This is a genomic window from Stenotrophomonas sp. Pemsol (assembly GCF_003586545.1).
Taxonomy (GTDB): Bacteria; Pseudomonadota; Gammaproteobacteria; order Xanthomonadales; family Xanthomonadaceae; genus Stenotrophomonas; species Stenotrophomonas sepilia.
The window spans coordinates 2,178,609-2,202,793 of the sequence record NZ_CP025780.1; the positions used below are offsets into that span (position 1 = coordinate 2,178,609).

General features: G+C 67.2%; 21 protein-coding genes, 1 tRNA gene and 1 pseudogene (1 of these 23 only partly in view). 15 read left to right on the forward strand and 8 right to left on the reverse strand.

Annotated features, from left to right (window positions below):
• Positions 1-89: 89 nt before the first annotated feature.
• From PEM_RS10150 to PEM_RS10180, 7 genes are all read left to right on the forward strand, one after another.
• Positions 90-1,040 (forward strand): LysR family transcriptional regulator, encoded by a 951-nt coding sequence (locus PEM_RS10150; RefSeq protein WP_181453493.1) that lies wholly within the window; start codon positions 90-92, stop codon positions 1,038-1,040.
• Between the two features lie 92 nt (positions 1,041-1,132).
• Positions 1,133-1,783: a DsbA family protein gene (locus PEM_RS10155; protein ID WP_111128820.1), complete on the forward strand. Its 651-nt coding sequence runs from the start codon at positions 1,133-1,135 to the stop codon at positions 1,781-1,783.
• 36 nt (positions 1,784-1,819) lie between these two features.
• A complete protein-coding gene (locus PEM_RS10160; protein ID WP_111128822.1) occupies positions 1,820-2,827 on the forward strand; it encodes a cyclase family protein in 1,008 nt (335 codons plus the stop codon).
• A gap of 311 nt (positions 2,828-3,138) precedes the next feature.
• Positions 3,139-3,753 carry a translesion DNA synthesis-associated protein ImuA gene (imuA, locus tag PEM_RS10165; protein ID WP_111128823.1) on the forward strand — a complete coding sequence of 205 codons (615 nt, stop codon included), beginning with the start codon at positions 3,139-3,141 and terminating at the stop codon, positions 3,751-3,753.
• A gap of 9 nt (positions 3,754-3,762) precedes the next feature.
• Entirely contained in the window at positions 3,763-5,172 is a 1,410-nt protein-coding gene (locus tag PEM_RS10170; protein WP_069138256.1) for a DNA polymerase Y family protein, read from the forward strand.
• Positions 5,173-5,178: 6 nt separating this feature from the next.
• Entirely contained in the window at positions 5,179-8,289 is a 3,111-nt protein-coding gene (locus tag PEM_RS10175) for an error-prone DNA polymerase (protein ID WP_111128825.1), read from the forward strand.
• Positions 8,290-8,370: 81 nt separating this feature from the next.
• Positions 8,371-8,877, forward strand: a complete 507-nt coding sequence (locus tag PEM_RS10180; RefSeq protein ID WP_005417089.1) for a hypothetical protein — start codon at positions 8,371-8,373, stop codon at positions 8,875-8,877.
• A gap of 30 nt (positions 8,878-8,907) precedes the next feature.
• On the opposite strand, the gene ptsJ is transcribed toward PEM_RS10180, so the two are convergent.
• Complete coding sequence (gene ptsJ, locus PEM_RS10185; protein WP_005417090.1) at positions 8,908-10,194, reverse strand: transcriptional regulator PtsJ; 1,287 nt, start codon at positions 10,192-10,194, stop codon at positions 8,908-8,910.
• A 76-nt stretch (positions 10,195-10,270) separates the two neighbouring features.
• Between ptsJ and PEM_RS10190 the strand changes: the two genes are divergently transcribed.
• The 6 genes and pseudogenes from PEM_RS10190 (at position 10,271) to PEM_RS10215 (ending at position 13,788) form a co-directional block, all read left to right on the forward strand.
• Entirely contained in the window at positions 10,271-11,044 is a 774-nt protein-coding gene (locus PEM_RS10190) for a YggS family pyridoxal phosphate-dependent enzyme (RefSeq protein WP_053499652.1), read from the forward strand.
• Complete coding sequence (locus tag PEM_RS10195; RefSeq protein WP_005417093.1) at positions 11,041-11,742, forward strand: glutamine amidotransferase; 702 nt, start codon at positions 11,041-11,043, stop codon at positions 11,740-11,742. The genes PEM_RS10190 and PEM_RS10195 overlap by 4 nt, the downstream gene beginning before the upstream one ends.
• Complete coding sequence (locus PEM_RS10200; protein WP_005417095.1) at positions 11,739-11,963, forward strand: hypothetical protein; 225 nt, start codon at positions 11,739-11,741, stop codon at positions 11,961-11,963. Before PEM_RS10195 ends, PEM_RS10200 begins: the two co-directional genes overlap by 4 nt.
• 108 nt (positions 11,964-12,071) lie before the next feature.
• A complete protein-coding gene (locus tag PEM_RS10205) occupies positions 12,072-12,578 on the forward strand; it encodes a hypothetical protein (protein WP_111128827.1) in 507 nt (168 codons plus the stop codon).
• 125 nt (positions 12,579-12,703) lie between these two features.
• Positions 12,704-12,910: pseudogene (locus tag PEM_RS20595) on the forward strand (sigma factor); the annotation flags it as partial.
• Positions 12,911-13,074: 164 nt separating this feature from the next.
• A complete protein-coding gene (locus PEM_RS10215; RefSeq protein WP_111128828.1) occupies positions 13,075-13,788 on the forward strand; it encodes an energy transducer TonB in 714 nt (237 codons plus the stop codon).
• Positions 13,789-14,004: 216 nt separating this feature from the next.
• Here the strand turns inward: PEM_RS10215 and PEM_RS10220 are convergent, their stop codons facing one another.
• The 7 genes from PEM_RS10220 to PEM_RS10250 form a co-directional block, all read right to left on the reverse strand.
• The gene (locus tag PEM_RS10220; protein ID WP_053499656.1) at positions 14,005-14,907 is read right to left on the reverse strand and encodes a cation diffusion facilitator family transporter; all 903 of its coding nucleotides are present in this window, start codon (positions 14,905-14,907) and stop codon (positions 14,005-14,007) included.
• Between the two features lie 28 nt (positions 14,908-14,935).
• On the reverse strand, positions 14,936-17,224 hold the full coding sequence (locus PEM_RS10225) for an Orn/Lys/Arg decarboxylase N-terminal domain-containing protein (protein WP_005417105.1): 2,289 nt from the start codon (positions 17,222-17,224) through the stop codon (positions 14,936-14,938).
• Between the two features lie 20 nt (positions 17,225-17,244).
• Positions 17,245-18,597 carry an arginine/agmatine antiporter gene (adiC, locus tag PEM_RS10230; RefSeq protein ID WP_005410068.1) on the reverse strand — a complete coding sequence of 451 codons (1,353 nt, stop codon included), beginning with the start codon at positions 18,595-18,597 and terminating at the stop codon, positions 17,245-17,247.
• Between the two features lie 76 nt (positions 18,598-18,673).
• A complete protein-coding gene (locus PEM_RS10235) occupies positions 18,674-20,104 on the reverse strand; it encodes a DcaP family trimeric outer membrane transporter (RefSeq protein WP_065196105.1) in 1,431 nt (476 codons plus the stop codon).
• A 514-nt stretch (positions 20,105-20,618) separates the two neighbouring features.
• Entirely contained in the window at positions 20,619-21,458 is an 840-nt protein-coding gene (dsbG, locus tag PEM_RS10240; RefSeq protein WP_111128830.1) for a thiol:disulfide interchange protein DsbG, read from the reverse strand.
• A 30-nt stretch (positions 21,459-21,488) separates the two neighbouring features.
• Positions 21,489-22,292, reverse strand: coding sequence for a redoxin family protein (locus PEM_RS10245; RefSeq protein ID WP_032954270.1), 804 nt, complete (start codon positions 22,290-22,292; stop codon positions 21,489-21,491).
• Positions 22,293-22,374: 82 nt separating this feature from the next.
• Positions 22,375-23,442: a helix-turn-helix domain-containing protein gene (locus tag PEM_RS10250; protein ID WP_005417111.1), complete on the reverse strand. Its 1,068-nt coding sequence runs from the start codon at positions 23,440-23,442 to the stop codon at positions 22,375-22,377.
• A gap of 186 nt (positions 23,443-23,628) precedes the next feature.
• Between PEM_RS10250 and PEM_RS10255 the strand changes: the two genes are divergently transcribed.
• Entirely contained in the window at positions 23,629-24,027 is a 399-nt protein-coding gene (locus PEM_RS10255; RefSeq protein WP_049415383.1) for a heavy metal-responsive transcriptional regulator, read from the forward strand.
• Between the two features lie 107 nt (positions 24,028-24,134).
• Positions 24,135-24,185: transfer RNA gene (locus PEM_RS20400), tRNA-Ala, on the forward strand; it runs 199 nt beyond the window's last position.

The window sequence follows — 24,185 nt, forward strand, 5'->3', positions numbered from 1 at the left end:
TGAGGGGCCTGCATGCTGGCGTGGCGTGTGGGTTGCTGGCTTGAACAAACGGCGCAACCCTGCGGGCACCACGCTTCCCACATCCACGCATGGCGTGGATCTACAATGACGCTCTCATCGCGCGCGGGACCGGCATGGACTCCTTCAACCTGATGCGCGCCTTCCGCCGCATCGTCGAACGCGGCGGGCTCGCTCGTGCCGCCGAAGACCTGGGCATGTCGCCCGCCGGGCTCAGCAAACAGCTGCGCACGCTGGAAGCGCATCTGGGCGTGGTACTGCTGCAGCGGACCACGCGGCGCATGAGCCTGACCGAGACCGGCCACGCCTATTACCGTGAATGCTGCCGCCTGCTCGACGAACTGGACGCATTGGAACGTGGCATCGCCGAGCAGCGTGGCGAGGTGACCGGGCGCCTGCGCGTCAATGTGCCGCAGTCGTTCGCGCTGAGCACGCTGTCGCCGCTGCTGCCGCGCTTCCTGCAGCAGCATCCGCAGCTGTCGCTGGATCTGGTGATGGAAGATCGCCTGCTCGACGCGGTCGGCGAAGGTTTCGATGTGTCGCTACGACTGCGTGCCGAGCTGGATGATTCACGCTTGGTGGCACGCCGGCTGGCCTCGCTGCAGCAGGTGCTGTGCGCGGCGCCGTCCTACCTGCGGCAGCATCCGGCACCGCAGGCAGTAGGGGATCTGCAGGCCCATAGCGTGCTGGCCTACAGCCTGTCCGACTCACCGGGCAGTTGGCCGCTGCTCGGCCCGGATGGCCAGGTGACGATCACCCTGCCGGCACGCGTGACCGTCAACAACAGCCTGCTGCTGCGTGACCTGCTGGTGGCCGGCATGGGCATCGGCGCCCTGCCCTCGTTCCTGGCGGCACCAGCGCTGGCCCGTGGCGAACTGCAGCAGGTGCTGCCCGACCATCGCTATCCGCCGCGCTTCGTGCATGCGGTCTACCCCACCTCGCGCCACCTGCAGCCCAAGGTGCGTGCCTTCATCGACTTCCTGCACGCCGAGCTGCCCGGCTGCGCCGGCCTGGATTCGTAACCGCCAGCGAAAACTGAGCTGCCCGCAGCGTGCTGTTTCGGCCACGCCTCGCTGCCTACTCTGCCGCCTCTCCTCTCACCGATGGCAGGCAGATGTCTCCCGTTCCTTCCCCCGCCACCGCAGCGCCGGTGGTCGATTTCTTCCACGACGTGGTCTGCGGCTGGTGCTTCGTGCTGGCCCCGCGCCTGCAGCAGGTCTCCGCCGAACTCGGCATCCAGGTGCGCCACCGCAGCTTCGTGCTGCAGGACTCGCGCGCGCAGATGGTCGAGGTGTTTGGCTCGATGGCGCACGCCAAGGCGATCATCCTGCGCCACTGGACCGACTGCGCCGCGCATGAAGACATCGCGCGCATCGATATCGAAGGCATGCGCGCACAGGACTTCGAGTATCCGTCCGGCTGGCTCGGCGCACTGGCCTGCCAGACCGCAGGGCTGATCGGTGGCAATGATGCCCATGGCGCGATGTTCGACGCGGTGCAATGGGCGCACCTGCACCAGCACCGCAACATCGGCGATGCCGAAGTGCTGCTGGATATTGCCGAATCGCTGGGCCATCCACGTGGCGCCTTCGCTGACCACATGCGCAGCGACGCGGTGCGCCAGCGCGTGCAGGCCGATCGCGCCGAAGCTGCCGCGCTCGGCATCCGCTCCATCCCCACCGTGATCGGCGGCAACGGCCTGCGCCTGCAGACCCTGCCGCTCCCACACCTGCGCCAGGCCCTGGCGCCCCTGGTCGCGGCCTGAGCCGCCCCCTCCCCCACCCTGCAAGGAGATTTCCCCATGACCCCACGTACCCTGTCCACCGCGCTGGCCCTGCTGCTGGCCGCCACCGCCGCGTCCACCACCGTGTCCGCGCACGAACGCGTTCCCTCCGGCCAGCAGGTCGGCACCAGCCCGTGGGGGCCGAAGGACGAGATCGGCCGCCTCAACCTGATCACCGAAGCCTCGCGTGCGGCGATCCTGTCGCGGGTCAGCGGCGGCAAGGCCTATGACCTGGCCACCGAATACTACGTCGGCATGCCCAGCTGGCAGGATGCCGGCGACCCGCACTACCAGTTCTGGATGACCCACACCCCGCGCGGCACAGTGATGGACGATCCGATGGGCGTGGGCGAGGCCATGAACCTCACCCGCAGCTACACCGGCACCGCGTTCTCGATGTACAGCCACACCGGCACCCACATCGATGCGCTGAACCACTTCGGCATCCACGGGAAGATCTGGAACGGCTTCGAGGCCGACAAGCACCTCGGCGACCGCGGCTGGAATGTCACCGGCATCGAGAAATTCCCGCCGCTGATCGCGCGTGGCGTGCTGATCGACGTGGCCGGCGCCAAGGGCGTGGACATGCTGCCGGACAGCTACCGCGTCACTCGCCAGGACCTGAAGGATGCGCTGGCACGCCAGAAGGTGAAACTGCAGCAGGGTGACGTGGTGCTGATCCGCACCGGCCGGATGCGCCTGTTCGAGCAGCCCAGGGCCTACATGGCCAACCCGCCGGGCATGGGCCTGGACGCGGCACGCTTCCTGGTGGAAGACAGCGGCGCGATGATCGTCGGTGCCGACAACCTCAGCTTCGAGACCTTCCCCTCGGAGGTGTCCGACGATTACGTGCCGCTGCACACCTACCTGCTGGCTCAGCAGGGTGCGCCGATCATCGAGCTGGTGGCGCTGGACGAACTGGCCCGCGACAAGGTCTACGAATTCGCCTTCATCGGCGGCCCGCTGAAGATCCGTGGCGGCGATGCCGCGCCGCTGCGCCCGGTGGCGTTGCCGGTCCACCCGTAACCGCATCCTGTGGGTGCCGACCTTGGTCGGCACCGCGCTTTACCGCTATCCACGCATGGCGTGGATCTACCAGGCTGCGGCATGGATTTGCCGTGGCTCTCCAGTAGATCCACGCCATGCGTGGATGCTTTACCCCTTCAGCAACCTGAAACCCGGCCCTCCGATTTCATTAGTAATTCTACTTACAACGCGAGTAGCATGTCTGGTCTCAGCCCCTGATACCGGCTCGTCGATACTCGCGCCATGCCCGCCGTTTCCGCCCGTTCCTGCCGCTTCCAGCCCACCCGGCGCCTCCCTTGGAGGGCTGACTGATGGGTGCCGTCGTCGCCCTCGACCGGCTGCTGGACGGGCGCCAGCTGTGGCGCGGCCCGGCCCGCCAGGGCCCAGCCAGCGACCATCTGGCCAGCGGCCACCCGGCACTGGATGCACGCCTGCCCGGCGGCGGCTGGCCGGCCAGCGGACTGTGCGAGGTACTGCAGGCGGCGCCCGGCGTTGGCGAACTGGCGCTGGTATGGCCGGCACTGGCCAGGCTGAGCCAGCGCGACCGCCCGATCGTCCTGGTCGCTCCGCCCTACCGTCCGCATGCCCCGGCCTGGGCCGCCGCCGGGCTGGACCTGGGCCAGTTGCAGATCATCCAGGCCGCGCCGAAGCAGGCACTGTGGGCCGCCGAACAGTGCCTGCGCTCTGCGGCCTGCGCGGCGGTACTGTGCTGGCCGCATCAAGCCGACGACCGCGCCCTGCGCCGCCTGCAGGTGGCCGCCGACAGCGGCCAGTGCCTGGGCTTCGTGTTCCGCGAGGCGCAGGCCGCGCGCAATCCCTCCCCGGCCAGCCTGCGCCTGCAGCTCGACCACGGCCAGGTGCGGGTGCTGAAGTGCCGTGGCGGCCTGCCGCCGGCACAACCGTTGCCGCTGGCCATCGCCCACTGAGGACGCGCCATGCACTGGGCCTGCCTGTTGTTGCCGCAGTTGGCGCTGGACAGCGTGCTGCGCCTGCAGCCCGAACCGCAGCGGCCCTTGGTGCTGCTGCAGGGGCCGGCGCAGCGACGCGTGCTGCGCGCGGTCAGCCCGTCGGCACGTGCAGCAGGGCTGCGCCCGGGCATGCTGCTGTCGGCTGCACAGGTACTGGTGCAGGACATGCACCTGCACGACTACGACCCCAATGCCGAACAGCACACCCGGCAGCTGCTGGCCAGCTGGGCCTATGCCTACAGCTCGCAGGTCAGCCTCGATTTTCCGCATGCGCTGGTGCTGGAAATCGGTGCCAGCCGCGCCCTGTTCGGTGACTGGCTGACGATCCAGCAGCGCCTGCGCAACGAACTGCACGAACTCGGCTTCCGCCACCGCCTGGTGGCCGCGCCTACCCCACATGCCGCGCGCGTGCTGGCCAACGTCCACGATGGGCTCGGCCTTGATGCGCAGCAGCTGCCGGCGGCGCTGGCGCAGCTGCCCCTGGCGCGCTGCGGCCTGCCCAGCGAGGCGGTGACGGTGCTTGGCCGTTCCGGCCTGCGCACGTTGGGCGCGGTGCTCAAGCTGCCGCGCGACAGCCTGGCCCGGCGCTTCGCCCCCGAGGTCCTGCAGCAGCTGGATGCATTGCGCGGGCTGCCCACCGCGCCATTGCGCTACTACCAGCCACCGGACCGTTTCGATGCGCGCATCGAATTCGAATACGAGATCGAATCCAGCCAGGCCCTGCTGTTCCCGCTGCGCCGCCTGCTGCTGGACCTGGCTGCCTTCCTGTGTTCGCGCGATGGCGGCGTGCAGCGCTTCGACCTGCATTTCGAGCATGACCTGTTGCCGGCCAGCGTGCTGACCATCGGCCTGTTGGCGCCCGAACGCGATCCCGCGTTGCTGTTCGAGATCGCGCGCAACCGCATGGAAGCGTTCGCCCTGCCCGCCGGCAGCCGCGCACTGCGCCTGCAGGCCGAACAGCTGCCACCGTTCGTGCCGGCCGCGCGTGACCTGTTCGACACCCGGCCGGCACAGGCGATGCCCTGGAACCAGCTGCGCGAGCGCCTGCGCGCGCGGCTGGGCGATGACGCCGTGCAGCCGCTGGCGGTGCAGGCCGACCATCGCCCCGAACGCGCCAGCGGCATCCAGCCAGCGGCCAGGCCGCCGGCATACTGGCCACTGCGCCCCGGTTGGCTGCTGGACACCCCACAGCCGCTGCGTGACCCGCGCCTGCGCATCATCGCCGGGCCGGAGCGGATCGAATCGGGCTGGTGGGACCAGGCTGACGCGCGCCGCGACTACTACGTGGTGGAAACCGCGCATGGCCAGCGCGGCTGGGCCTTCCGCGCGCGCAACGATCCGCATGCGCCGTGGATGCTGCACGGCTGGTTCGGCTGAGCCGCCATGCGCAGCGAACTGCCCGGCTACGCCGAACTGCACTGCCTGTCGGCCTTCAGTTTCCAGCGCGGTGCTTCGATCGCCGAAGAGTTGTTCGCGCGCGCCGCTGGCCAGGGCTACCGCGCGTTGGCGATCACCGACGAATGCTCGCTGGCCGGCATCGTGCGTGCCTGGCAAGCGGCGAAGGCGCATGGCGTGGCGCTGATCGTCGGTGCCGAATTCCAGGTCGAGGACGGGCCGAAGCTGGCCCTGCTGTGCACCGACCAGGCCGCCTATGCCGGGCTCTGCCAGTTGATCACGACCTGCCGGCGGCGGGCTGCCAAGGGCGAGTACCTCTGCCTGCGCGAGGACCTGCTCGGCCTGCCCAACGGCCTGCTCTGTCTATGGCTGGACCGGCAACCGGCCGCTACCGACCTGGAACTGCTGCGCACCGGCTTCAATGATCGGCTGTGGCTGGCGGTGGAACTGCACCGCGAACACGATGACGCACGCCGCCTGCAGCAGCTGCAGGCCTTCGGCGAACGCCACCGCCTGCCCCTGGTCGCCAGTGGCGACGTGCACATGCACGTGCGACGCCGCCGCGCCCTGCAGGATACGCTGACCGCGATCCGCCACCGCTGCAGCGTGGCCGAGGCCGGCTGGCGCCTGTTTCCCAATGGCGAGCGCCACCTGCGCCCGCGTACCGCGCTGGCCCAGCTGTATCCGCCCGAACTGCTGGCTGAAACCCTGCGCATCGCCGAGCGCTGCCACTTCACCCTGGAACAGCTGCAGTACACCTATCCGCGCGAGCTGGTGCCCGAAGGACACGATCCGGACAGCTGGCTGCGCGTGCTGGTCGAGCGCGGCATCCAGTGGCGCTGGAAAGGCGGCATCGAAGCGAAGCAACGCACGCAGATCGAGCACGAACTGGCGCTGATCAAGCAGAAGAACTACGCCTCCTACTTCCTCACCGTGCAGGACATCGTGCGCTTTGCGCGCAGCCAGGACATCCTCTGCCAGGGCCGTGGCTCAGCGGCCAACTCAGCGGTGTGCTTCGTGCTGGGCGTGACCGAGATCGACCCGGCACGCAGCAACCTGCTGTTCGAGCGCTTCATCTCCGCCGAGCGCGACGAACCACCGGATATCGACATCGACTTCGAGCACGAGCGGCGCGAGGAGGTGCTGCAGTACGTGTTCAAACGCTACGGCCGCGAGCGCGCCGCACTGACCGCGGTGGCGATCAGCTACCGTGGCCGCAGCGCGATCCGCGACGTGGCCCGCGCGCTGGGCCTGCCGATGGACCAGGTCAACGAACTGGGCGCGGCGATGGACCACTGGGGCGGCAACATCCCGCTGCCGGAAACCCTGCGCGAGCGTGGCTTCGATCCGGACACGCCGTTGATGCGGCGCCTGCTGGCACTCACCGCAGAGCTGATCGATTTTCCGCGCCACCTGTCGCAGCACCCGGGCGGTTTCGTGATTTCCGAGCATCCACTGTCGACCCTGGTACCGGTGGAGAACGCGGCGATGGCCGACCGCACCGTCATCCAGTGGGACAAGGATGACCTGGATGCCACCGGCCTGATGAAGGTCGACTGCCTGGCATTGGGCATGCTCACGGCCATCCGCAAATGCCTGGCGATGCTGAAACAGCATGACCTGCACAGCGGGCGCATGGATGCGATCCCCGACGAAGACACCCCCACCTACGACATGATCAGCGCCGCCGACACCATCGGCGTGTTCCAGATCGAGTCGCGCGCACAGATGGCGATGCTGCCGCGCATGCAGCCACGCAACTTCTACGATCTGGTGATCGAAGTGGCGATCGTGCGTCCCGGCCCGATCCAGGGCGACATGGTGCATCCCTACCTGGAGCGGCGCCGGATCCTGCGCGAACAAGGCCCGGACGCGTTGAACGACCCGGACAACCCGCTCTACCCACCGCAGCTGGAACGCGTGTTCGCGCGTACGCTGGGCGTGCCATTGTTCCAGGAGCAGGTGATGCAGCTGGCGGTGGATGCGGCCGGCTACACCCCGGGCGAGGCCGATGCCCTGCGCCGTTCGATGGCGGCCTGGAAGCGCCGCGGTGGGCTGGAACCACATCGCGAGAAACTGCTGGCCGGCATGCTGAGAAACAACTTCAGCCGCGAATACGGCGAGCACCTGTTCGAGCAGATCAAGGGATTCGGCGATTACGGTTTCCCGGAAAGTCATGCCGCCAGCTTCGCCCTGCTGACCTATGCCAGCTGCTGGCTGAAGTGCCATCATCCCGCCGCGTTCACTGCCAGCCTGATCAACAGCCAGCCGCTGGGTTTCTACAGCCCTGACCAGCTGCTGCAGGACGCGCGGCGGCATGGCATTACCGTTCTTCCCGTGGACGTACGCCACAGCGACTGGGACTGCACGCTGGACTTCAGCAGGGGGCCGGCGGCGATCCGTCTGGGCCTGCGTCTGATTGACGGCTGCAACGAAGATGCCGTGCAGGCCATCATGCGCGAGCGCGCGCGGCGCCCGTTCGACGACGTCGGCGACCTGTGCCAGCGCACCGCGCTGGACCGCCGCCAGCAGGGCCTGCTGGCCGATGCCGGCGCACTGCGCGGGCTCAGTGGCCATCGCCATCGTGCACGCTGGGATATCTCGGGCGTAGAGAACCGGCTGCCGCTGTTCGACCAGGCCCGTGCCACTGCCGAAGCCCGCGTGCCCCTGCCACTGCCCAGCGCCTGGGAGGACATGCAGGCCGACTACCGCAGCACCGGCACCACCCTCGGCCGCCACCCGATCTCGTTCCTGCGCGCGCAGCTGCGCAGCCGCGGCTGCCTGGATGCCGCACAGCTGGCCGGGCACGGCCACGGCCGCCGCGTGCGCATCGCCGGACTGGTGCGCATGCGCCAGCGCCCGCAGACCGCCAGTGGCGTTACCTTCCTCACCCTTGAAGACGAGACCGGCATGGTCAACGCCGTGGTCTGGCGCCACCTGGCCGACCGCCAGCACCGGGTGCTGGTCGGCACCCAGCTGATGCAGATCGATGGCCGCCTGGAGCGCGTTGATGGCGTGCAGCATGTCATCGTGCAGCGCATGCACTGCCTGGATGAGCTGCTGCAGGGACTGCGCAGCCACAGCCGCGATTTCCACTGACGATACAGATCGTCACACAACGAACTGGCCTTTGCCCGCCGGCATCCGCTATCGTCGGCCTATCCAAGGAAGGACGACCCGATGCCCCGTGTGCTGCTGCTGACCACCCTGGTGGTCTCGACCCTTGCCCTGCTCGTTTCCGGCTGGACCGCCTGGAGCCTGCATCGCAGCCAATCGCCTGAGCGGATCATCGAAGCGCGCGGCCTGGTCATCCACGATGGCACTGGCCAACCACGGCTGATCCTCGGTGCGCCGGTGCCGGACCCCCTCAGCAGGGGCCGCACCCAGGGACCGCGTGCAACCGCGCTGTCCGGCCTGATCCTGCTTGGCCCCGACGGTTCCGAGCGCGGCGGTTATGGCACCAGCGACCGCGGGGGCGAAGCCCTGCTCACTCTGGACGATGCCACTGGCACCACCGAAGTCTTCAAGGTCGTCGCCAATCCGGACCGTGGCGCCAGCCTGATGGTCAAGCACCAGAACAATACCGGCGCCATGCTCACGTCCTGGCAGGGCAAGCCGGAGCTGATGTTCGTCGATGACAGTGGCCAGTCCTACTACGTGCGCCCCAACGCCAACGCCGCGCCCTGATCTGCTTCCAGCGTCGAGCATGGCTGGGCGCTATACCCCACACACCGCCGCCAGGTCATCGGCCAGCTGCCGCAGCTGCGCCGCCCCCAGCGCCGCGCAGGTGATGCGCAGGCCATGCGCTGGTGCAGCCACCGCAAACACTTCGCCAGCACGCACATGCCATCCGCGCGCAGCCAGCGCCAGTACCTGTGGATGGCTGTCGGCCGGCAACGGCAGCCACAGGTTCAATCCCTCCATCGGCAACGGCGTCGGCACGCCACGCACGCGCAGCAGTTCCTGTAGCGACTGCAGGCGCTGCTGGTACCGCTCGCCTGCCGAGGCGATCTTTGCCCGCTGCGGCGCCGATGCCAGCACCGAAGTGGCGGCATCCTGCAGCAGATGACTGACCCAACCGATGCCGGACGCCAACCGCAACCGCAACCGCATCGCGGTCTCGTCATCACAGGCCAGCCAGGCCAGGCGCAGGTCGGGGCCGAGCGGCTTGGACAGCGAACGCAGCAGCGCCCAGCGCCGGCCATCCAGCGGCAGTACCGAGTGGTAGGCCTGCTGCGAGAGCAGTGCGTAGTGGTCATCGATCAGCACCGCCACCTGCGGATAGGCCGCCAGCAGCTGGCGCAACGCCCGTGCCCGCTTCGCATCCAGGCTGGCCCCGGTCGGATTGTGCGCCCGTGGGGTCAACAGCACCGCGCGTGCACCGGCCTCCAGCGCCTGTCGCAGCGATTCGACCTGCATGCCATGCGCATCCATCGTCACCGGCAACGGCGCATGGCCGACGGCATTGAGCACATTGAGGCTACCGAGGAAGCATGGATCCTCCACCGCGATGCGATCGCCCGGCAGCAGCCATGCCGCCAACAGGCGCTCGATGCCATCGACCGCGCCATGGGTCAGCTCCAGCGCGTACCTCTCGGGGCAATCCGCATCCAGCGAGGCGCGTGCCAACGCCTGCAACCTCGGGTCGACCGTGCCCACGCCATACAACCGCGGTGCCGCCGCGGCCAGGCGCAGGCTGGGCAACAGGCGCGGATCCGGATTGCCACCGGCCAGGTCCTGCAGCGCCAACCCCGGCGTACTGCCCTCGCGCGCCAGCATCGGCGGCAGGCCACGCACCACCGTGCCGCGCCGGCCTGCGGTGCTGGCCAGGCCGGCCGCGTCCAATCGCTTGTAGGCGGCGGCCACGGTGTTGCGATTGACCCCCAGCTGATCGGCCAGATCGCGAACCGGCGGCAGCACGCTGCCGGCCGGCAGACGGCCTTTGCCGATGCCATCGCGGATGCTGTCGAAGATCGACTCGGCGCTATGCCCGGTGATTTTCATTTTGTCCTATGCCAAAATAATTCTTGTCCTGTGCCAGTGTATCCCACCCTGGCCGCCCTGCATTGGAGGTGCCCGCATGCCCCTTGCCGCCGCCGACTGGCCCGTCGCCCAGTCTGTTGAACAGATCGCCGCCAACCTGGGCACGGTGCGCCAACGCATCGCCGATGCGTGTGCCCGCGTCGGCCGGGACCCGGCCAGCGTGCGCCTGCTGCCGGTCAGCAAGACCGTCGATGACGCCCGCATCCGCATGGCGGTGGCCGCCGGTTGCCGCGAGCTGGGCGAGAACAAGGTGCAGGAGGCGCAACGCAAGGCCGAGACGATGGCCGATCTGGGCGTGCACTGGTCGGTGATCGGGCATCTGCAGACCAACAAGGCGCGCTACGTGGCGCGCTTCGCCAGCGAGTTCCAGGCGCTTGACAGCCTGCGCGTGGCCGAAGCGCTGCAGCAGCGCCTGCAGCTGGAAGACCGCACGCTGGATGTTTTCGTGCAGGTCAACACCTCCGCCGAACCCAGCAAGTACGGACTGGAACCCGCTGCCGTCGAGGCATTCGTGCAGCAGCTGCCAGTCTTCGACCGGCTACGCGTGCGTGGCCTGATGACTCTGGCCATCTTCACTCCCGAAGTCGAACGTGTGCGCGCGTGCTTCGTGCGCCTGCGCGAACTGCGCGACCAGCTGCAGCGTACCGCCCCACCCGGCATCGACCTGTCGCAGCTGTCGATGGGCATGTCCGGCGACTTCGAAGTGGCCATCGAGGAAGGCGCCACCGTGGTCCGTGTCGGCCAGGCCATCTTCGGCGCACGCGCCACCCCGGACAGTTTCTACTGGCCCAGCAATGGAGCCCCGGCATGAAGCACGCGGTTGTCCTGCAACACGTTGCCTTCGAGGACCTTGGCACCCTGCAACCGTTGCTGCTGGCCCAGAGCTGGCAGCTGCAGGTGCTGCAGGCGGGTGTAGATGCACTCGATCCGGCCGAAGCGGCTGACCTGCTGGTGGTGCTGGGTGGCCCGATCAGCGTCAACGATGTTGATGTTTACCCGTTCCTCAACGATAGCATCGCGCTGTTGCAAGGGCGTTTGCAGCAGCAGCGGCCCACGCTGGGCATCTGCCTGGGCGCGCAGCTGATGGCGCGTGCACTCGGTGCCGACGTCGCCGCCAGTGGTGGCAAGGAGATCGGCTTTGCGCCACTGCTGCTCACCGATGACGGTCAGCGCTCGCCACTGCAGGCCCTGCAGGGCATTCCGGTACTGCATTGGCATGGCGAGGCGTTCGAACTCCCAGCGGGTGCACGCCGCCTGGCCAGCACGCCGGCCTGCCGCCACCAGGCCTTTGCCATCGGTAACCATGCGTTGGCACTGCAATGCCATCCGGAGCTGGACGCGCGCCAGTTCGAGCGCTGGCTGATCGGTCACACCCTGGAACTGGCGCAGGCCGGCATCGATCCGAACGACCTGCGCACGCAGGCGCGTCGCTATGGCGCGCCACTGGCCGCGGCCGCCACCGCGATGTTCGACCATTGGCTGCAGGACCTGCCGGAGCTACCGCGATGAACTACCGATTGCAGATCCACCGCGATGGCGCCTACTGGGGCCACTTCGACTGCAGCGGCCCCGATGCCATGCAACGCATGGACGCCATCGCCGCACAGCTGCCTGCAGACCAGGGCTTCCAGCTGAAACGGCAGAAAGGCATCGGCGAAGAGCGCATCCTGTCCAGCAATGCCGATGGCCTGCGCGTACTGGCTTCGCAGATCCAGTACCGCGACCTCTGACGATCGTCACGGTAGTGCCGGCCGCTGGCCGGCACCCGACGGGCAACGGATTTGCCGGCCAGCGGCCCGCACTACCCCGGCTGTTCGCCCGCGTGCGAAGCTTCACCCATGCTGACCCTGCAACGCGGCAGCCACCACGGACTGCTCATCGCACCGCGCTGGCCCTCTACCCGCATCCAGCTGGAAGAAGAAGTGCTGCAACGTTTGCTCGACGCGCAGGCATTGCTGCCTGCCGGGCTGGGCCTGCTCGTCACGCGCGGCTTCGAACCCAGCCACAGCCGGCTCGGCGGCTTCCGTCGTGGCGTGCGTTGGCTCGGCATCGCGGTGTTCCGCGCCTGCTATCCGCAGCGCCATGATGAAGTCGATGCCATCTTCGGCGCCAACGGCCACGACATCGATGGCCGTCATATCGATGTCTCAGTGGTATTGCACGGCAAGCGGCTGCGGCTGCTGCCACTGGGCGTGTTCACCCCGCCGCGCTGGCAGCAGCGTCGCACCGCCCGCCATGCCGAAGCGATCGCCCGGGTGAAGCGCAGCCTCCAGCACTGCGGTTTCGAGCTGCACCACAACCCCACCGAAGCCCTGCAGGTCCACTGCGATTATCGTCCGCGCTGACCTCGCAGTCGGCCACGCATGCCGCGCCTTGCGCTCACGGATGCAAATGATTCTCTTTTGCTGTAAGGTGTAGCCGCTGCCCTTGCCGCCGCGGGCTGTTCCCTTTCCCAGTTGTCGCCCGCCCCGTGTCCACGCCTGTCGAACCGACGGATGTCGCGCAGCTGTGCGCGGCCCACTACCGGCCGCTGCACGCCCATGTCCGCCGTAAACTCCCGCAACGCAGCGACGCCGATGATGTCGTCCAGGAGACCTGGCTGCGCGTCGTCAGAATCGCCGCCAGTGGCCTGCTGAGCAATGGCCGCGCCTACCTGTACCGCGTCGCCCACAACCTGAGCCGCGGCACCCGCGCTGCTGGTGGCCGGTCCCTGGCATGTACTGCGCGGTACTGGCATGCCGGGCTACCTGCCAGCGGGCACACCAGCGCCGGTGATCGCGCTCGCTTAAGTCGGTGCATCCGTCGATGCGGCCGACGCCGACCTGCTATGGGTGCTGGACGATGAGTGAGCGAGGCCAACACTGGCAGGCGATCGCCATCAGCATCGGGCTTCACTTGTTGCCCCTGCTGCTGTTGGTGCACTGGGGGGCCGCGCCGCCATTGCTGCCGCCGCCCGAGCAGGACGTGCGCATCAGCCTGCGCCTGCTGGCACCGGCGACGCCGCCGCAGCCAGTGGAAGAACGCCAGGCCGACACCCCCAGCCAGGCGCAGCAGGCGCGCGCATCCCAACCCACGAAGTCGCCCCCTCCACCGAAGCCCACCGCCGCACGCGAGGGCGAAGTGGCTGCCAGCGAACGCAGTAGCGCTGGCCGGCAAGCCCTGCCGGTCGCCCCGCCTGCGGCCGCGACCGATGCAAGTCCCGCACCGGCATCGATCACGGCCGCGCCGCCCGCTCCAGACGCCCCACCGGCGGACTTCCAGGCCGGCGCCGCCAGCGACCAGTGGGAAGCCCGCCTGATGGCGCGGCTGGAGCGCTATCGCTACTACCCTGCTGCGGCCCGCTCACGGCGCCAGCAGGGCACTGCCTGGGTCAGGGCCAGCATCGATCGCCAGGGACGCCTGCTGGCCCTGCGGTTGGAGCAGTCCAGTGGCCAGCCGATGCTTGACGGCGCCGCACTGCAGACCTTCCGCCGCGCGCAGCCACTGCCGCCCATTCCCGATGAACTGAAGGCACCACAGGAACTGGTGGTGCCGGTGGAGTACTACCTGCGCTAAGCGTTGTGGAACTGTGTCGCAGTCTGCGACCTCAACCCAGGTTCAGGTCAAACACATCCGGCGCAACAGAGCAGTCCGCCGTGTGCAACGATCGCAGCGTGCTGTATCGCCGGGCCCATGCTCGGCTGCTCCATGCGAACGGCAGCCGAGCATGGGCCCGGCTCTACAGGCGAACAGAACCTGGCCGGGCAAGGCCCCGGCGCGAAAGAGGCAGGGCTACGTCCACGCCGGATCCGCAGTGAAATCGATGGTCAACCAGAACGTGCTGCCCCGCGCATCCAGCCGCACGGCGATCTCATCGCGCATCGCATCGACCTCGCCCACCGAGCCCAATGGCGTACCGGGGTCTGCCAGCACATGGATCTCGATGAAGCGCATCCGCCCCATCTTCGCCACGTGGCTGGTGAAACCGGCATAGCCACGCTCGGACACGAATGCCTGCATTACCTGCTGCACGCGCCGGTCCAGGTCATCCGGCGCCACCTGCAGCACTTCGCGCATGGCCTTCCATGCACTGCGCGCCGGCACTGGCAGTACCGCCAGGCTGATCAACGCCAGCACGATCGAATCCAGGTACGGGACCCAGTGGTGCCACTCGCCGCCATGCAGGACAAGGGCCAGCACGAAGGCCAGCACCACCGCCAGGCTCATCAATCCACCCAGCAGCCAGCCTCTTACATCCAGCCACAACAACGCCGAGCGCAGGCGCCGCGCACGCTGCGCGACGAACGTCGCCATTGCCAGGTTGCTGGCACTCAGCAGCGCCGCCCACCACAGCGCGGGCCCGAATTTCACTTCGTGCCCGCCCGTGGTCAAGCCGATGACCGCGTTGGCCAGCGCGTACACGCAGGCCAGCGACAGGATCACCCCACCGAGTGCCTCGACCATCGGCTCCAGGTGCCAATAGCCATACTGGAAGCGCGGGCTCTGCTCCCGCGCCACCAGCCGCAGTACCGACAACGACACCAGGGTCAAGGCAACGTCGACCAGGCTGTACACGCCGTCGAACAGGATGGCCTGCGATCCCACCAGCAGGCCACCGATGAAGCCGACCGCGCTCACCGCGATGGTCACCCCGATGGAGAACTTCAGGATGCGTTGCTCGCGCGCGGTATCCATCGCTCGCCGAAGGGCCGACCGTCCCCGGTCAGGCCTTCAGCACCTCCACCTTGTACGATGTCACATCGCCATCGTGCTCGATGATGAGCCCGTGCACATCCGACTCGAAGCCCGGGAAACGCGCATTCTGTTCACGGGCAATACGCAGTGACTGGATGATCGGCTCGTCGCTGTCGCCGAATCGCTCGCCCGGCATGATGGTCGGAATGCCCGGCGGATACGGCACCAGCATGGTCGCCGCGACGCGACCACTGAGCTGCTCGATGTCGACCCGCTCGATCTCGCCCTTCACCAGGTGGTTGTAGGCATCGGCCGGGGTCATCACCGGCGTCGGCAGATCCACGTACATCTCGCGCATCACCTTGGCGACCTCGAATTCCTGGTTGAACGCGTGCAATGCATCGCACAGGTCACGCAGTCCCCAGCCAGCGTAGGCAATCGGATAGTCCGCCGCCAGCGTCGGCAATGCCTGGCTCAACGGCGCGTTGCAGTCGTACAGCTCCTTGAAGGCCATCAGCTCGGTGACCAGCGTGCTCCACTTGCCCTTGGTGATGCCCATCGAGAACAGGAACAGCACCGAATACAGGTTGGTCTTCTCCACAGTGATGCCGCGGCCCCACAGGAACTTGCTCAGCACCGCCGCCGGAATGCCCAGCGTGCCCATGCTGCCGTCCATCGCCAGGCCCGGGGTCAGCAGGGTCACTTTGATCGGGTCGATCAGCACGTAGTCATCGACCAGATTCTCGAAGCCGTGCCAGTGCGCATCCGGCTGCAGGTACCACTCCTCGCGCTTGGCCACCAGCGGAGCCGGCGTATCGCCCTTGTCCAGGCTGCGCTCGACCTTGGTCGGCTGCCACACACTGAACCACCAGTCGTCGCGCCCGAGGTCGTCACGCACGTGCAGCATCGCGCGGCGGAAGGCGATCGCCTCGTCATGCATTTCCTGCACCAGCGAACGGCCGGCCTCGCCCTCCATCATCTTCGAGGCCACGTCACAGGCCGCGATCACCCCATAATGCGGGCTGGTCGAGGTGTGCATCATGAACGACTCGTTGAAGCGCTCGGCATCCAGGTCGCGCTGCGCCGAGTTGCGTACGTGGATCATCGACGCCTGCGAGAACGCGGCCAGCAACTTGTGGGTGGAATGCGTGGTGAAGATGATCGCATCCTGCTCGCGCGGCTTGCCCTTGGCCATGCCGTAGTGGTTCTCATAGAACGGATGGAACGCGGCGTAGGCGTACCAGGCTTCGTCGAAGTGCAGGAAGTCGACCGCGCTGCCGATTTCGTCGGCGATCTTCTCGGCGTTGTAGCACAGGCCGTCGTAGGTCGAGTTGGTCACCACTGCAATGCGCGGCTTGGAACCGGCCTTGTAGGCCTGGCTGGCCAGCGGGTTGGCGGCGATGCGCTGCTGCAGCGATTCCGGTGTGAACTGATCCAGGCTGATCGGGCCGATGATGCCGTGTGCGTTGCGGCTTGGGGTGAAGTACACCGGCACCGCGCCGGTCATGATCAGCGCGTGCAGCAGCGACTTGTGGCAGTTGCGGTCGACGAACACCACGTCGCCGCGGGCCACCGTGCCATGCCAGACGATCTTGTTGGCGGTGGAGGTGCCATTGGTGACGAAGAAGGTATGGTCGGCACCGAAGTTGCGCGCCGCCTCTTCCTCGGCATCCTTGATCGGGCCGGTGTGATCCAGCAGTGAGCCCAGCTCCGGCACCGAGATCGACAGATCGCTGCGCAGGGTGTTCTCACCGTAGAACTGGTGGAACGCACGGCCGACCGGCGACTTGGTGAATGCCACGCCGCCTGCATGGCCCGGCGTATGCCAGGAGTAGTTCGACTCTGCCGCATGATGGATCAGCGCCTTGAAGAACGGCGGCAAGAGATTCTTCATGTAGTCTTCGGCCGCGCGCATCACCTGCCGCGAGATGAAGCTCTTGGTGTCTTCAAACAGGAAGATGAAGCCGTGGATGTACTTGAGCAGCTTGCTCGGCACCTTTTCGATGGTGCGGCGCTCGCCGTACAGGAACACCGGCAGGTTGGCGCGGCGCGCACTCTGCTCGCGCAGGAAGGCGGTGAGGCGCTGGAACTCGCCATCCACCTCTTCGCTGCCATCGATCGAGATCAGCACCGCCGAGGCCGCCACGTAGGTACGGGCTCCGGCACGCGCATCATCCAGGTTCAGCCCGCACAGCACCCGCTGGTCGTTGCTGCGCAGCTCTTCCACCAGGGCGCGGATCAGGATGCCGCCGATGCGCGGCGACTCGTAGTCGTTGTCGATGACAATGACCGGGTAGTCCAGGGACTTGAAGTACACGTTGATTCTCCTTGTCGAACTCAGGAACGCTGGGCGCCGGCGCTGATGGCCGATGCCTCGCGGGCGCGCTGCCGCTGCTGGCGGCGCTCCTCGCTGAAGAAGGGATAGAACACGGTGATGAACAGCACGAACAGGAAGGCGTATTGCACGATGGTTCCCGACGAGCCGTAGATCGCCCACAGGCAGTACACGACGGTCAGGCTGGTGAGGGTCCAGAACGCACCGGTATGGACCAGGGTGTGCGAACGCTCGACCACGAAGTAGCAGGCCACGCACGAGTAGATGTAGGGCAGCAGGGTCAGCACCACGGCCGCCGACGTGATCACGTCGAACTGGGCCGACGCGGTTTCCGAGGTGGACGTCACCAGCACCGCCAGGGTCATCAGCACCGCCACGATCAGCACGCCCTTGACCGGCACGTCGTCCTTGTTGGTCTTGCTGAAGATGCTCGGGAACAGGCCATCATCCGAGGCCGCCTTGGCACTCTGCGCGGTCAGCAGGATCCAGCCGCCCAGCGAACCGGCAGCGCCGATGAAGGCGCACAGGCTGACCAGCGCGCCGCCCCAGCCGCCGACCGCCTTGGCCGCCGCCAGCGCGAACGGCGCGTCGGAGGTCTGCAGCTCGCCATTGGGCACCATGCCCATGATCACTGAGGAACTGGCGATGTAGGCGATGGCAGCCAGGAACACACCGGCCAGCGTCGCGCGGGCGACGTTCTTCTCCGGATTTTCGACCACACCGGCAGTCACCGATGCAGACTCGACACCGATGAAGGCCCACAGGGTCAGTGCCGCGGCACTGGAGATCGCACCGAAGTTGGACTCACCGGACACGTTGTAGGCGCCCTTGAAAATGTCGGCATCGAAGAAGAACCAGCCGAAAATGGCGATGCCCAGGATCGGCACCAGCGCGAAACTGGTGGTGACCGTCTGCACACGGCTGACGAAGGCCGGGCCGATCACGTTGGCAAAGCTCAGCGCCCACACCAGGATCAGCACCGCGATGCAGCGCACCAGCGGCTCGGACAGGATCGGGAAGAAGTAGCTGAAGTAGCCCACCGCGGCGATCGGTATGGCAACGTTGCCGATCCAGTTGGCGAACCAGTAGATGGTATTGGTCTGGAAGCCCATGTAAGGCCCGAACCAGTCACGCGCATAGGCATACGGACCGCCCGCCTTCGGCGCCAGCTTGCCCAGCTTGGCGAATACGAAGGCCAGCAACAGCGCACCGGCCGTGGTGATCAGCCAGCCCCAGATCGATGCGGTACCGATCTTGGCCAGGCTGGACGGCAACAGGAACACGCCTGAGCCCATCATGTTGCCGGCGACGAGGAAGGTGGCTCCGACCACCCCGATTTTCTTTGCTTCTGCCATGACAATCTCCTGTACTGGCATGAGCCCGGTGCGGCCGGGCGTGGGGACGGTTGCGCTGGCGTAACGCCGCTGGCGCTTACTTGATGAAGTTGTATTGCAGGCTGCCCTGCACCCGGACCGTGTCGCCGCGCGCGCCGCCCTGCTGTTCCAGGCGGCCGTACAGCAGCTCCATGCCCATCGTCCACGACGGTGCCGGGCTCCAGATCAGGTTGAACACGCCGTATCGGCTCTGCCGGAAGGCGTCGGCAGCGAGTGCCGCGTTCCGCTCCAGGGTCAGCTGGCCGAAGATCAGGTTCGAACGCCACAGCTCGGACCAGTAATGCGTGTAGCCGACGAAGCCGCCGTGCAGGTCCAGCGCGTCGAGACGGCCATCGGCACCGACCACCGCGTCCAGCCCGGAGCCGGTCAGGTCCGCGGTGTAGCGGCTGAGGCCGCGCCCGCCGAGCGCGCCGAACAGCAACAGATCGCGCTCGCCTACCGATGCCGAGCCACTGAACTGCAGGCCGCCGGCCATGCGCCGGTCGCGCTCGCCCTCGCCGTCATAGGCCAGGCTGCGCGCCACCGCGCCCAGCTGAAGATGGCCCCAGTCACGCTCCATGCGTGCGGTCACGGTCACATCCGGCAGCCGGTTCACTGCGGCCCGTTCATCACTGGCACCGGCCAGTTCGGTCTTGGGGTCTTCGGCGGCCAGCGTCAGGGTGTTGCCCTTGCCCATCGCGAAGCTGTGGTGGATGCCGGCCACCAGCAGATAGCCGGCGCCGCCGGGACCGGCGAAGTCGAGCGTGTCGGGCAGGCTGTCCGGGTCCATGAAACTGGAGTAACCGTAGCCGGCATAGGTATTGCCAAGCTGGCCATACGCATGGCGCAGGCGGAACGCGTAGCCATCGCTGCTGCCGAAGAAATCATTCTCCAGGTAGAAGCGCAGGTTGCCGTGCGTGGTCGGGCGCCGCGCCTCGAAGCTGAAGCGGGTCTGCTTGGCGTGGATGTTGAAATTGGAAACATCGCGATGGCTGCCGCCCACCGGCATCGACGAAGGGATGAACTGATCCTCGTCACCGGCCGCACGCGAATCGGCAATCGCATCGAGCTTGGCATAGCCGCCAATGCGGATCACCGTGTCAGTACCTGGAATGGCAAAGAAGCCCTTCAGATCCGGGTCGGTCGGCCCAGCAGCGCTGTCGGGACGCGAGGCCGCCGTTGAGGGATCGGCCACCGATTCGCGCTGCGGCAGCACCGGTTGCGCCACACCCGGCACCTGGGTGGGATGCAGCAGGTTGGCGCTGCTGCCAGGTGGTGTCACCGGCGCCGCTACCTGCGCAGCGGCCGCGACAGCGCCCTCGCGTTGTTCGAGCTGATCCAGGCGCTTCTGCATGCCCTCCAGTGCCTGCCGCATGGCAGCGATTTCCTGGCGCAATGCGTGCGCATCCTCCTGGCCATTCTGCTGCGCATAGGCCGGCGTGACCGCCAGCGCGGTCAGGCAGGCCAGACTCAGTACCGCAAAGCGCATTGCATCCTCCCTGGACGAACATTCGCAGCGCACTGACGGCGCGCGCACAGGCGCAGCTCCGACATTGCGTTGCCGTTGCTGGAAATGCGGGTACTGCGTCGACGACACCGGCCAGCCTGCGCGTGGCAGGCAACAGGACGATGACACTGCCCCGCCCGTACCGATATCGACGCCATCAGGGCCGCACTGCCGGAGAGGTGGCGACCGCAGCGGTCTGGGTAACAACCAGGGAGTGAGAACGTCGTGAATGGCTGTGCCGACTGCCCCGGTTCAGGGCGTGTCAGGCGCGGCATCCCTGGCGCGTTGACGCTGTATTCCATGCGTCACAGGCTAATCCGCCTGTCGTTTTTGGCCTTGATTGGAATCAAGGCGCGATGCTTGATGTCAGTCACGATTCAGACGTGACGACGAACAGGAGGTGCGCAGCCTGCATCACCCGCACAGGTGACGAAAAGCAACAGGCCCGCATGCTGCCATGCGGGCCTGTGGTGTCGCATCACGGCGTGGGTGCCGGTCAGCGCGGGCCCAGCACCGTCTGCAGGTCAGCGCCCTGTGGCAGGCCGGCGCGACGCTGCACCTGGCCCTGTGCATCCTGGAACAGGATGCCCGGCGTGCCCTGGAAGCCCATTTCAATCATCAGCACCTGGTTGGCATCGAGCTTGCCGGCGATCTCGCGGCTGATGCTCGGCAGGGCCTTGATGCCACCACGGTCGAACTGGTGTTCGTTTTCCAGCAAGGCCGCACTCGGGTCACGCGCAGACAGGATGGCCGCAGCCTTGGCCGGGCTGTCCTCGCGAATCACGCCGACCATGATGTGGCGCAACTGCACCTTGCCGGCGTCGACCCACGGACGCGCTGCTTCCCAGAACTTGTGGCAGTACGGGCAGTTGGCATCACTGAAGGTATAGACCACGCGCGGCGCATCGGCCTTGCCGTCACGCACCCAGGCACTGGCCTCCAGCTTGGTCCACATCTTGGCCGACATCGGTGCTGCGACCAGCTTCTCCACCGCCTCGGCGGCCACGTCGTTGCCCTCGGCATCGAACAGGCTGCCTACCAGCACATGCTTGCCGTCGGCGGTGACATAGGCTGCGGCCGGCTGCTGCCCGCCCACCACGCCAGCGAATCCACGCAGGCCACCCGGTGCATCGAACTCGGCAACGACTTCAAAACCGTGCTTCTCGATGCCTTTCAGCACTGCGGGGCGCTCGCCCTTGGCCGCTGGGGCCTGAGCGCTCGCTGCCGGCGCGGTCGCCTTGCCCGGCGGGGTCTGGGCCTGGCTGCAGGCGGCCAATGCCAGCATGACCGGCAGCAACAGCACCGCCGGAGCGATGCGCAGGGAAGTCGACAACATGGGAACTCCGTAGTGAGATGCCCGCGCAGGCTACCGCAGCCGGCGCAGTTTGTGTTCAAGACCCGCCGCCGTCAGTTCGCCAAGGTGCAGTTCACGCAGGCGGCCTTCGGCGTCGAAGAACAGCGTCGACGGATAGGCTTGTACACCCAGCACGGTTGACGCCGACGCGGTATCGTCCAGCAATACGTTGCCCAGCCAGAGCTGTTCGGATGCGATGAAACCCTTCACTTCGTCCAGGGTTTCCCCCTGGTTGAGGAACACGAACTGCACGTCAGTGTGGGTCTGCTGTGCGGATGCCAGTACCGGCATCTCGCGACGGCAGGGACCACACCAGCTGGCCCAGAGATTCAGCACCACCGGTTTGCCACGGAACTGCTGCAGATCGATCCTGCGCCCCTGCAGATCGGCCACCTGTACCGCCGGCAGCGGCATCCGCTGCTCCTGCCATGTTGCCAGCAGGTGGCTGCCCGCCGCCCACAGCACCACACCCACCAGCGCCCCCGCCAACACCGGCGCACGTAACGCGCGCCACAACCGCAGCCGCCAGGTGCCCCACGCCAGGCCCGCAACCAGCACGACTGCAAGGTGATACCCACCGTCGGCGATCTGCAGGATGCTCCAGGGGGCCTCACGGTAGAGCGCGAAGTTCAAGGCCACGAAGCTGATGCGTCCACACAGCAGGCCGATCAGCAACATGTCCAGGACCAAGCTGGCCCCGGAAGGCACTGCCATCCCGTCCTTCGGCCGCGGCCACAGGTGGGCCACCGCCATGGCCAGCAGCACGCACATCAGGATCAGCACCACCGGCATCGGCACCGGTCCAACACTCGACATCAACCCACCTGTCCCATCATCTCGTTGCCTGCATGGTCAAAGCGTCGCGCCCAGGTTGCAAGTGCGACGCCCAACGCCGGCTTCAGGCCGCGCTGCGCGGCATCTGCATGCCAGGCGCCGGTTGCAGCCCGCGCAGGCTGCCCGCCACCGACGACAACAGCGGCCGTTCGCGCCGTTTGTTGTTGACCTGCCGCCGATAGTTGGCCGGCGTCATTCCAACAATGCGCAGGAACAGGCGGCGGAATGCGCTCTGGTCTGCATAGCCCACACCCCAAGCCACTTCATCGATACCCGCCCCCTGTTGCAGCAATGTCTGCGCCTTGGCGATACGCAACCGCTGGCAATACTCGATCGGACGCAGGCCGGTGGCCTTCAGGAAGCGCCGCTGCAGAGTCCGTGGCTCCAGTCCGGAAACCTCGCAGATCGCTCCGAGCGTGGCCCCACGCGCAGCGGTGGTATGCAGCCAGCGTTGCGCCTTCAGTACGTCGCGATCGCCGTGGGCGAAGTTGGCACTGAAACGCTCCAGATCCTGCTGGATCGCCGCGGGCACCGTGATCCCCAACTGCTGCGCCACGGAACTCGCTACGCCCTGGCCGTGCAGCCGGTACAGCAGCCGCAGGGCGAGGAAGCGCCAGGCCTGGGAACCGGCCACTGTCAGCAGATCACCGTCGTCGACCAGCGCGCGCTCACTGGGCACCCAGCTGGCCGACTGCCCCTGCAGGCCCGGATGGCGCCCGAGGTCCGGCCCACTGACGGTGCGCCCGGCAAGCAGACCCGCGCGTGCCAGCATGCTGACACCATCGCTGGCAGCTGCCAGCAGACTGCCGCCATCGTAATGCGCGCGCAGCCAATCCAGCAGGACCTCATCGGCGCGCAGGCAGACGCCTTGACTGATCTGGCCAGGCACGGCGATCACGGCGGGAATGTCCGCCTCGAGCATCTCCGCGCCGGCAATGCGATGCACGCCGGTCTGGCTGGCTGGCACGACCCAGCGGGTCACCAGGACACGCTTGAACGGGCGACGCTGCTGCTGGGCAAGCCGGTTGGCGACGTGTGCCATTTCGGTCAGCACCGAGGCCGCCGACGGGTCCCCTCCCGGGTACTCGACCACCGCGACCTCTACGAATCCCTCGTTCCTGAATCCTTCCACAGAGCATCTCCTCGGTTCGTTGCAGGCCATCCAGCGGCCGGTTCAGGCGCAGGGTAGGAACTGCCACGACGGCGGGGCTATGAAGAAAGTTGCAAAGTGCGCTGAATGCGCCGTCAGCGACGGGAGCTTGACCCTGGACCTGACTCCAGGCTTCAGAATGACCGGCAGCATCCGCAGGAATCCGCCATGAACATTGGTCAACTGGCGCGCCAGGCCGGCGTACCGATCGATACCGTGCGCTACTACGAGCGCCAGCAGTTGCTGCCCACCGCGGCACGCTCGGCCGGGGGCTATCGCATCTTCGGTGAGCAGGACCTGCGCCGGCTGCGCTTCATCCGCCGCGCCAAGACGCTGGGCTTCAGCCTGGAACAAATCGCCGAACTGCTGGCACTCAGTGATCGCCATCCGCAGGACATGGGCAGCGTGCGCGACGCGGCGCAAGCCCGACTGCAGGACATCGCGCAGCGCATGGCTGAACTGCAACGCATGCACAGCGCGCTCTCGCAGCTGGTCGACGCCTGCCCCGGCCACGGCACCCTGGATCAGTGCCCAATCCTGGCGGCGCTGACCGACGGCGCCGACTGAGTACGTGCGATCGTCGCCCCCCTCGCAACGCACGTGAAGAAAAGTGCAACAAATGCTTGCCAACCCTCTGGGGCAAGGCTATTATTTCGCTCCTCAGCGACGTGGGGCCATAGCTCAGCTGGGAGAGCGCCTGCATGGCATGCAGGAGGTCAGCGGTT

What these genes read in the sequence shown, in the direction of transcription:
- PEM_RS10150 (WP_181453493.1), top strand. Translation starts at nt 90, where the DNA reads ATGGCGTGGATCTACAATGACGCTCTCATCGCGCGCGGGACCGGCATG.
- PEM_RS10155 (WP_111128820.1), top strand. Translation starts at nt 1,133, where the DNA reads ATGTCTCCCGTTCCTTCCCCCGCCACCGCAGCGCCGGTGGTCGATTTC.
- PEM_RS10160 (WP_111128822.1), top strand. Translation starts at nt 1,820, where the DNA reads ATGACCCCACGTACCCTGTCCACCGCGCTGGCCCTGCTGCTGGCCGCC.
- imuA (WP_111128823.1), top strand. Translation starts at nt 3,139, where the DNA reads ATGGGTGCCGTCGTCGCCCTCGACCGGCTGCTGGACGGGCGCCAGCTG.
- PEM_RS10170 (WP_069138256.1), top strand. Translation starts at nt 3,763, where the DNA reads ATGCACTGGGCCTGCCTGTTGTTGCCGCAGTTGGCGCTGGACAGCGTG.
- PEM_RS10175 (WP_111128825.1), top strand. Translation starts at nt 5,179, where the DNA reads ATGCGCAGCGAACTGCCCGGCTACGCCGAACTGCACTGCCTGTCGGCC.
- PEM_RS10180 (WP_005417089.1), top strand. Translation starts at nt 8,371, where the DNA reads ATGCCCCGTGTGCTGCTGCTGACCACCCTGGTGGTCTCGACCCTTGCC.
- ptsJ (WP_005417090.1), bottom strand. Translation starts at nt 10,194, where the DNA reads ATGAAAATCACCGGGCATAGCGCCGAGTCGATCTTCGACAGCATCCGC.
- PEM_RS10190 (WP_053499652.1), top strand. Translation starts at nt 10,271, where the DNA reads ATGCCCCTTGCCGCCGCCGACTGGCCCGTCGCCCAGTCTGTTGAACAG.
- PEM_RS10195 (WP_005417093.1), top strand. Translation starts at nt 11,041, where the DNA reads ATGAAGCACGCGGTTGTCCTGCAACACGTTGCCTTCGAGGACCTTGGC.
- PEM_RS10200 (WP_005417095.1), top strand. Translation starts at nt 11,739, where the DNA reads ATGAACTACCGATTGCAGATCCACCGCGATGGCGCCTACTGGGGCCAC.
- PEM_RS10205 (WP_111128827.1), top strand. Translation starts at nt 12,072, where the DNA reads ATGCTGACCCTGCAACGCGGCAGCCACCACGGACTGCTCATCGCACCG.
- PEM_RS10215 (WP_111128828.1), top strand. Translation starts at nt 13,075, where the DNA reads ATGAGTGAGCGAGGCCAACACTGGCAGGCGATCGCCATCAGCATCGGG.
- PEM_RS10220 (WP_053499656.1), bottom strand. Translation starts at nt 14,907, where the DNA reads ATGGATACCGCGCGCGAGCAACGCATCCTGAAGTTCTCCATCGGGGTG.
- adiC (WP_005410068.1), bottom strand. Translation starts at nt 18,597, where the DNA reads ATGGCAGAAGCAAAGAAAATCGGGGTGGTCGGAGCCACCTTCCTCGTC.
- PEM_RS10235 (WP_065196105.1), bottom strand. Translation starts at nt 20,104, where the DNA reads ATGCGCTTTGCGGTACTGAGTCTGGCCTGCCTGACCGCGCTGGCGGTC.
- dsbG (WP_111128830.1), bottom strand. Translation starts at nt 21,458, where the DNA reads ATGTTGTCGACTTCCCTGCGCATCGCTCCGGCGGTGCTGTTGCTGCCG.
- PEM_RS10245 (WP_032954270.1), bottom strand. Translation starts at nt 22,292, where the DNA reads ATGTCGAGTGTTGGACCGGTGCCGATGCCGGTGGTGCTGATCCTGATG.
- PEM_RS10255 (WP_049415383.1), top strand. Translation starts at nt 23,629, where the DNA reads ATGAACATTGGTCAACTGGCGCGCCAGGCCGGCGTACCGATCGATACC.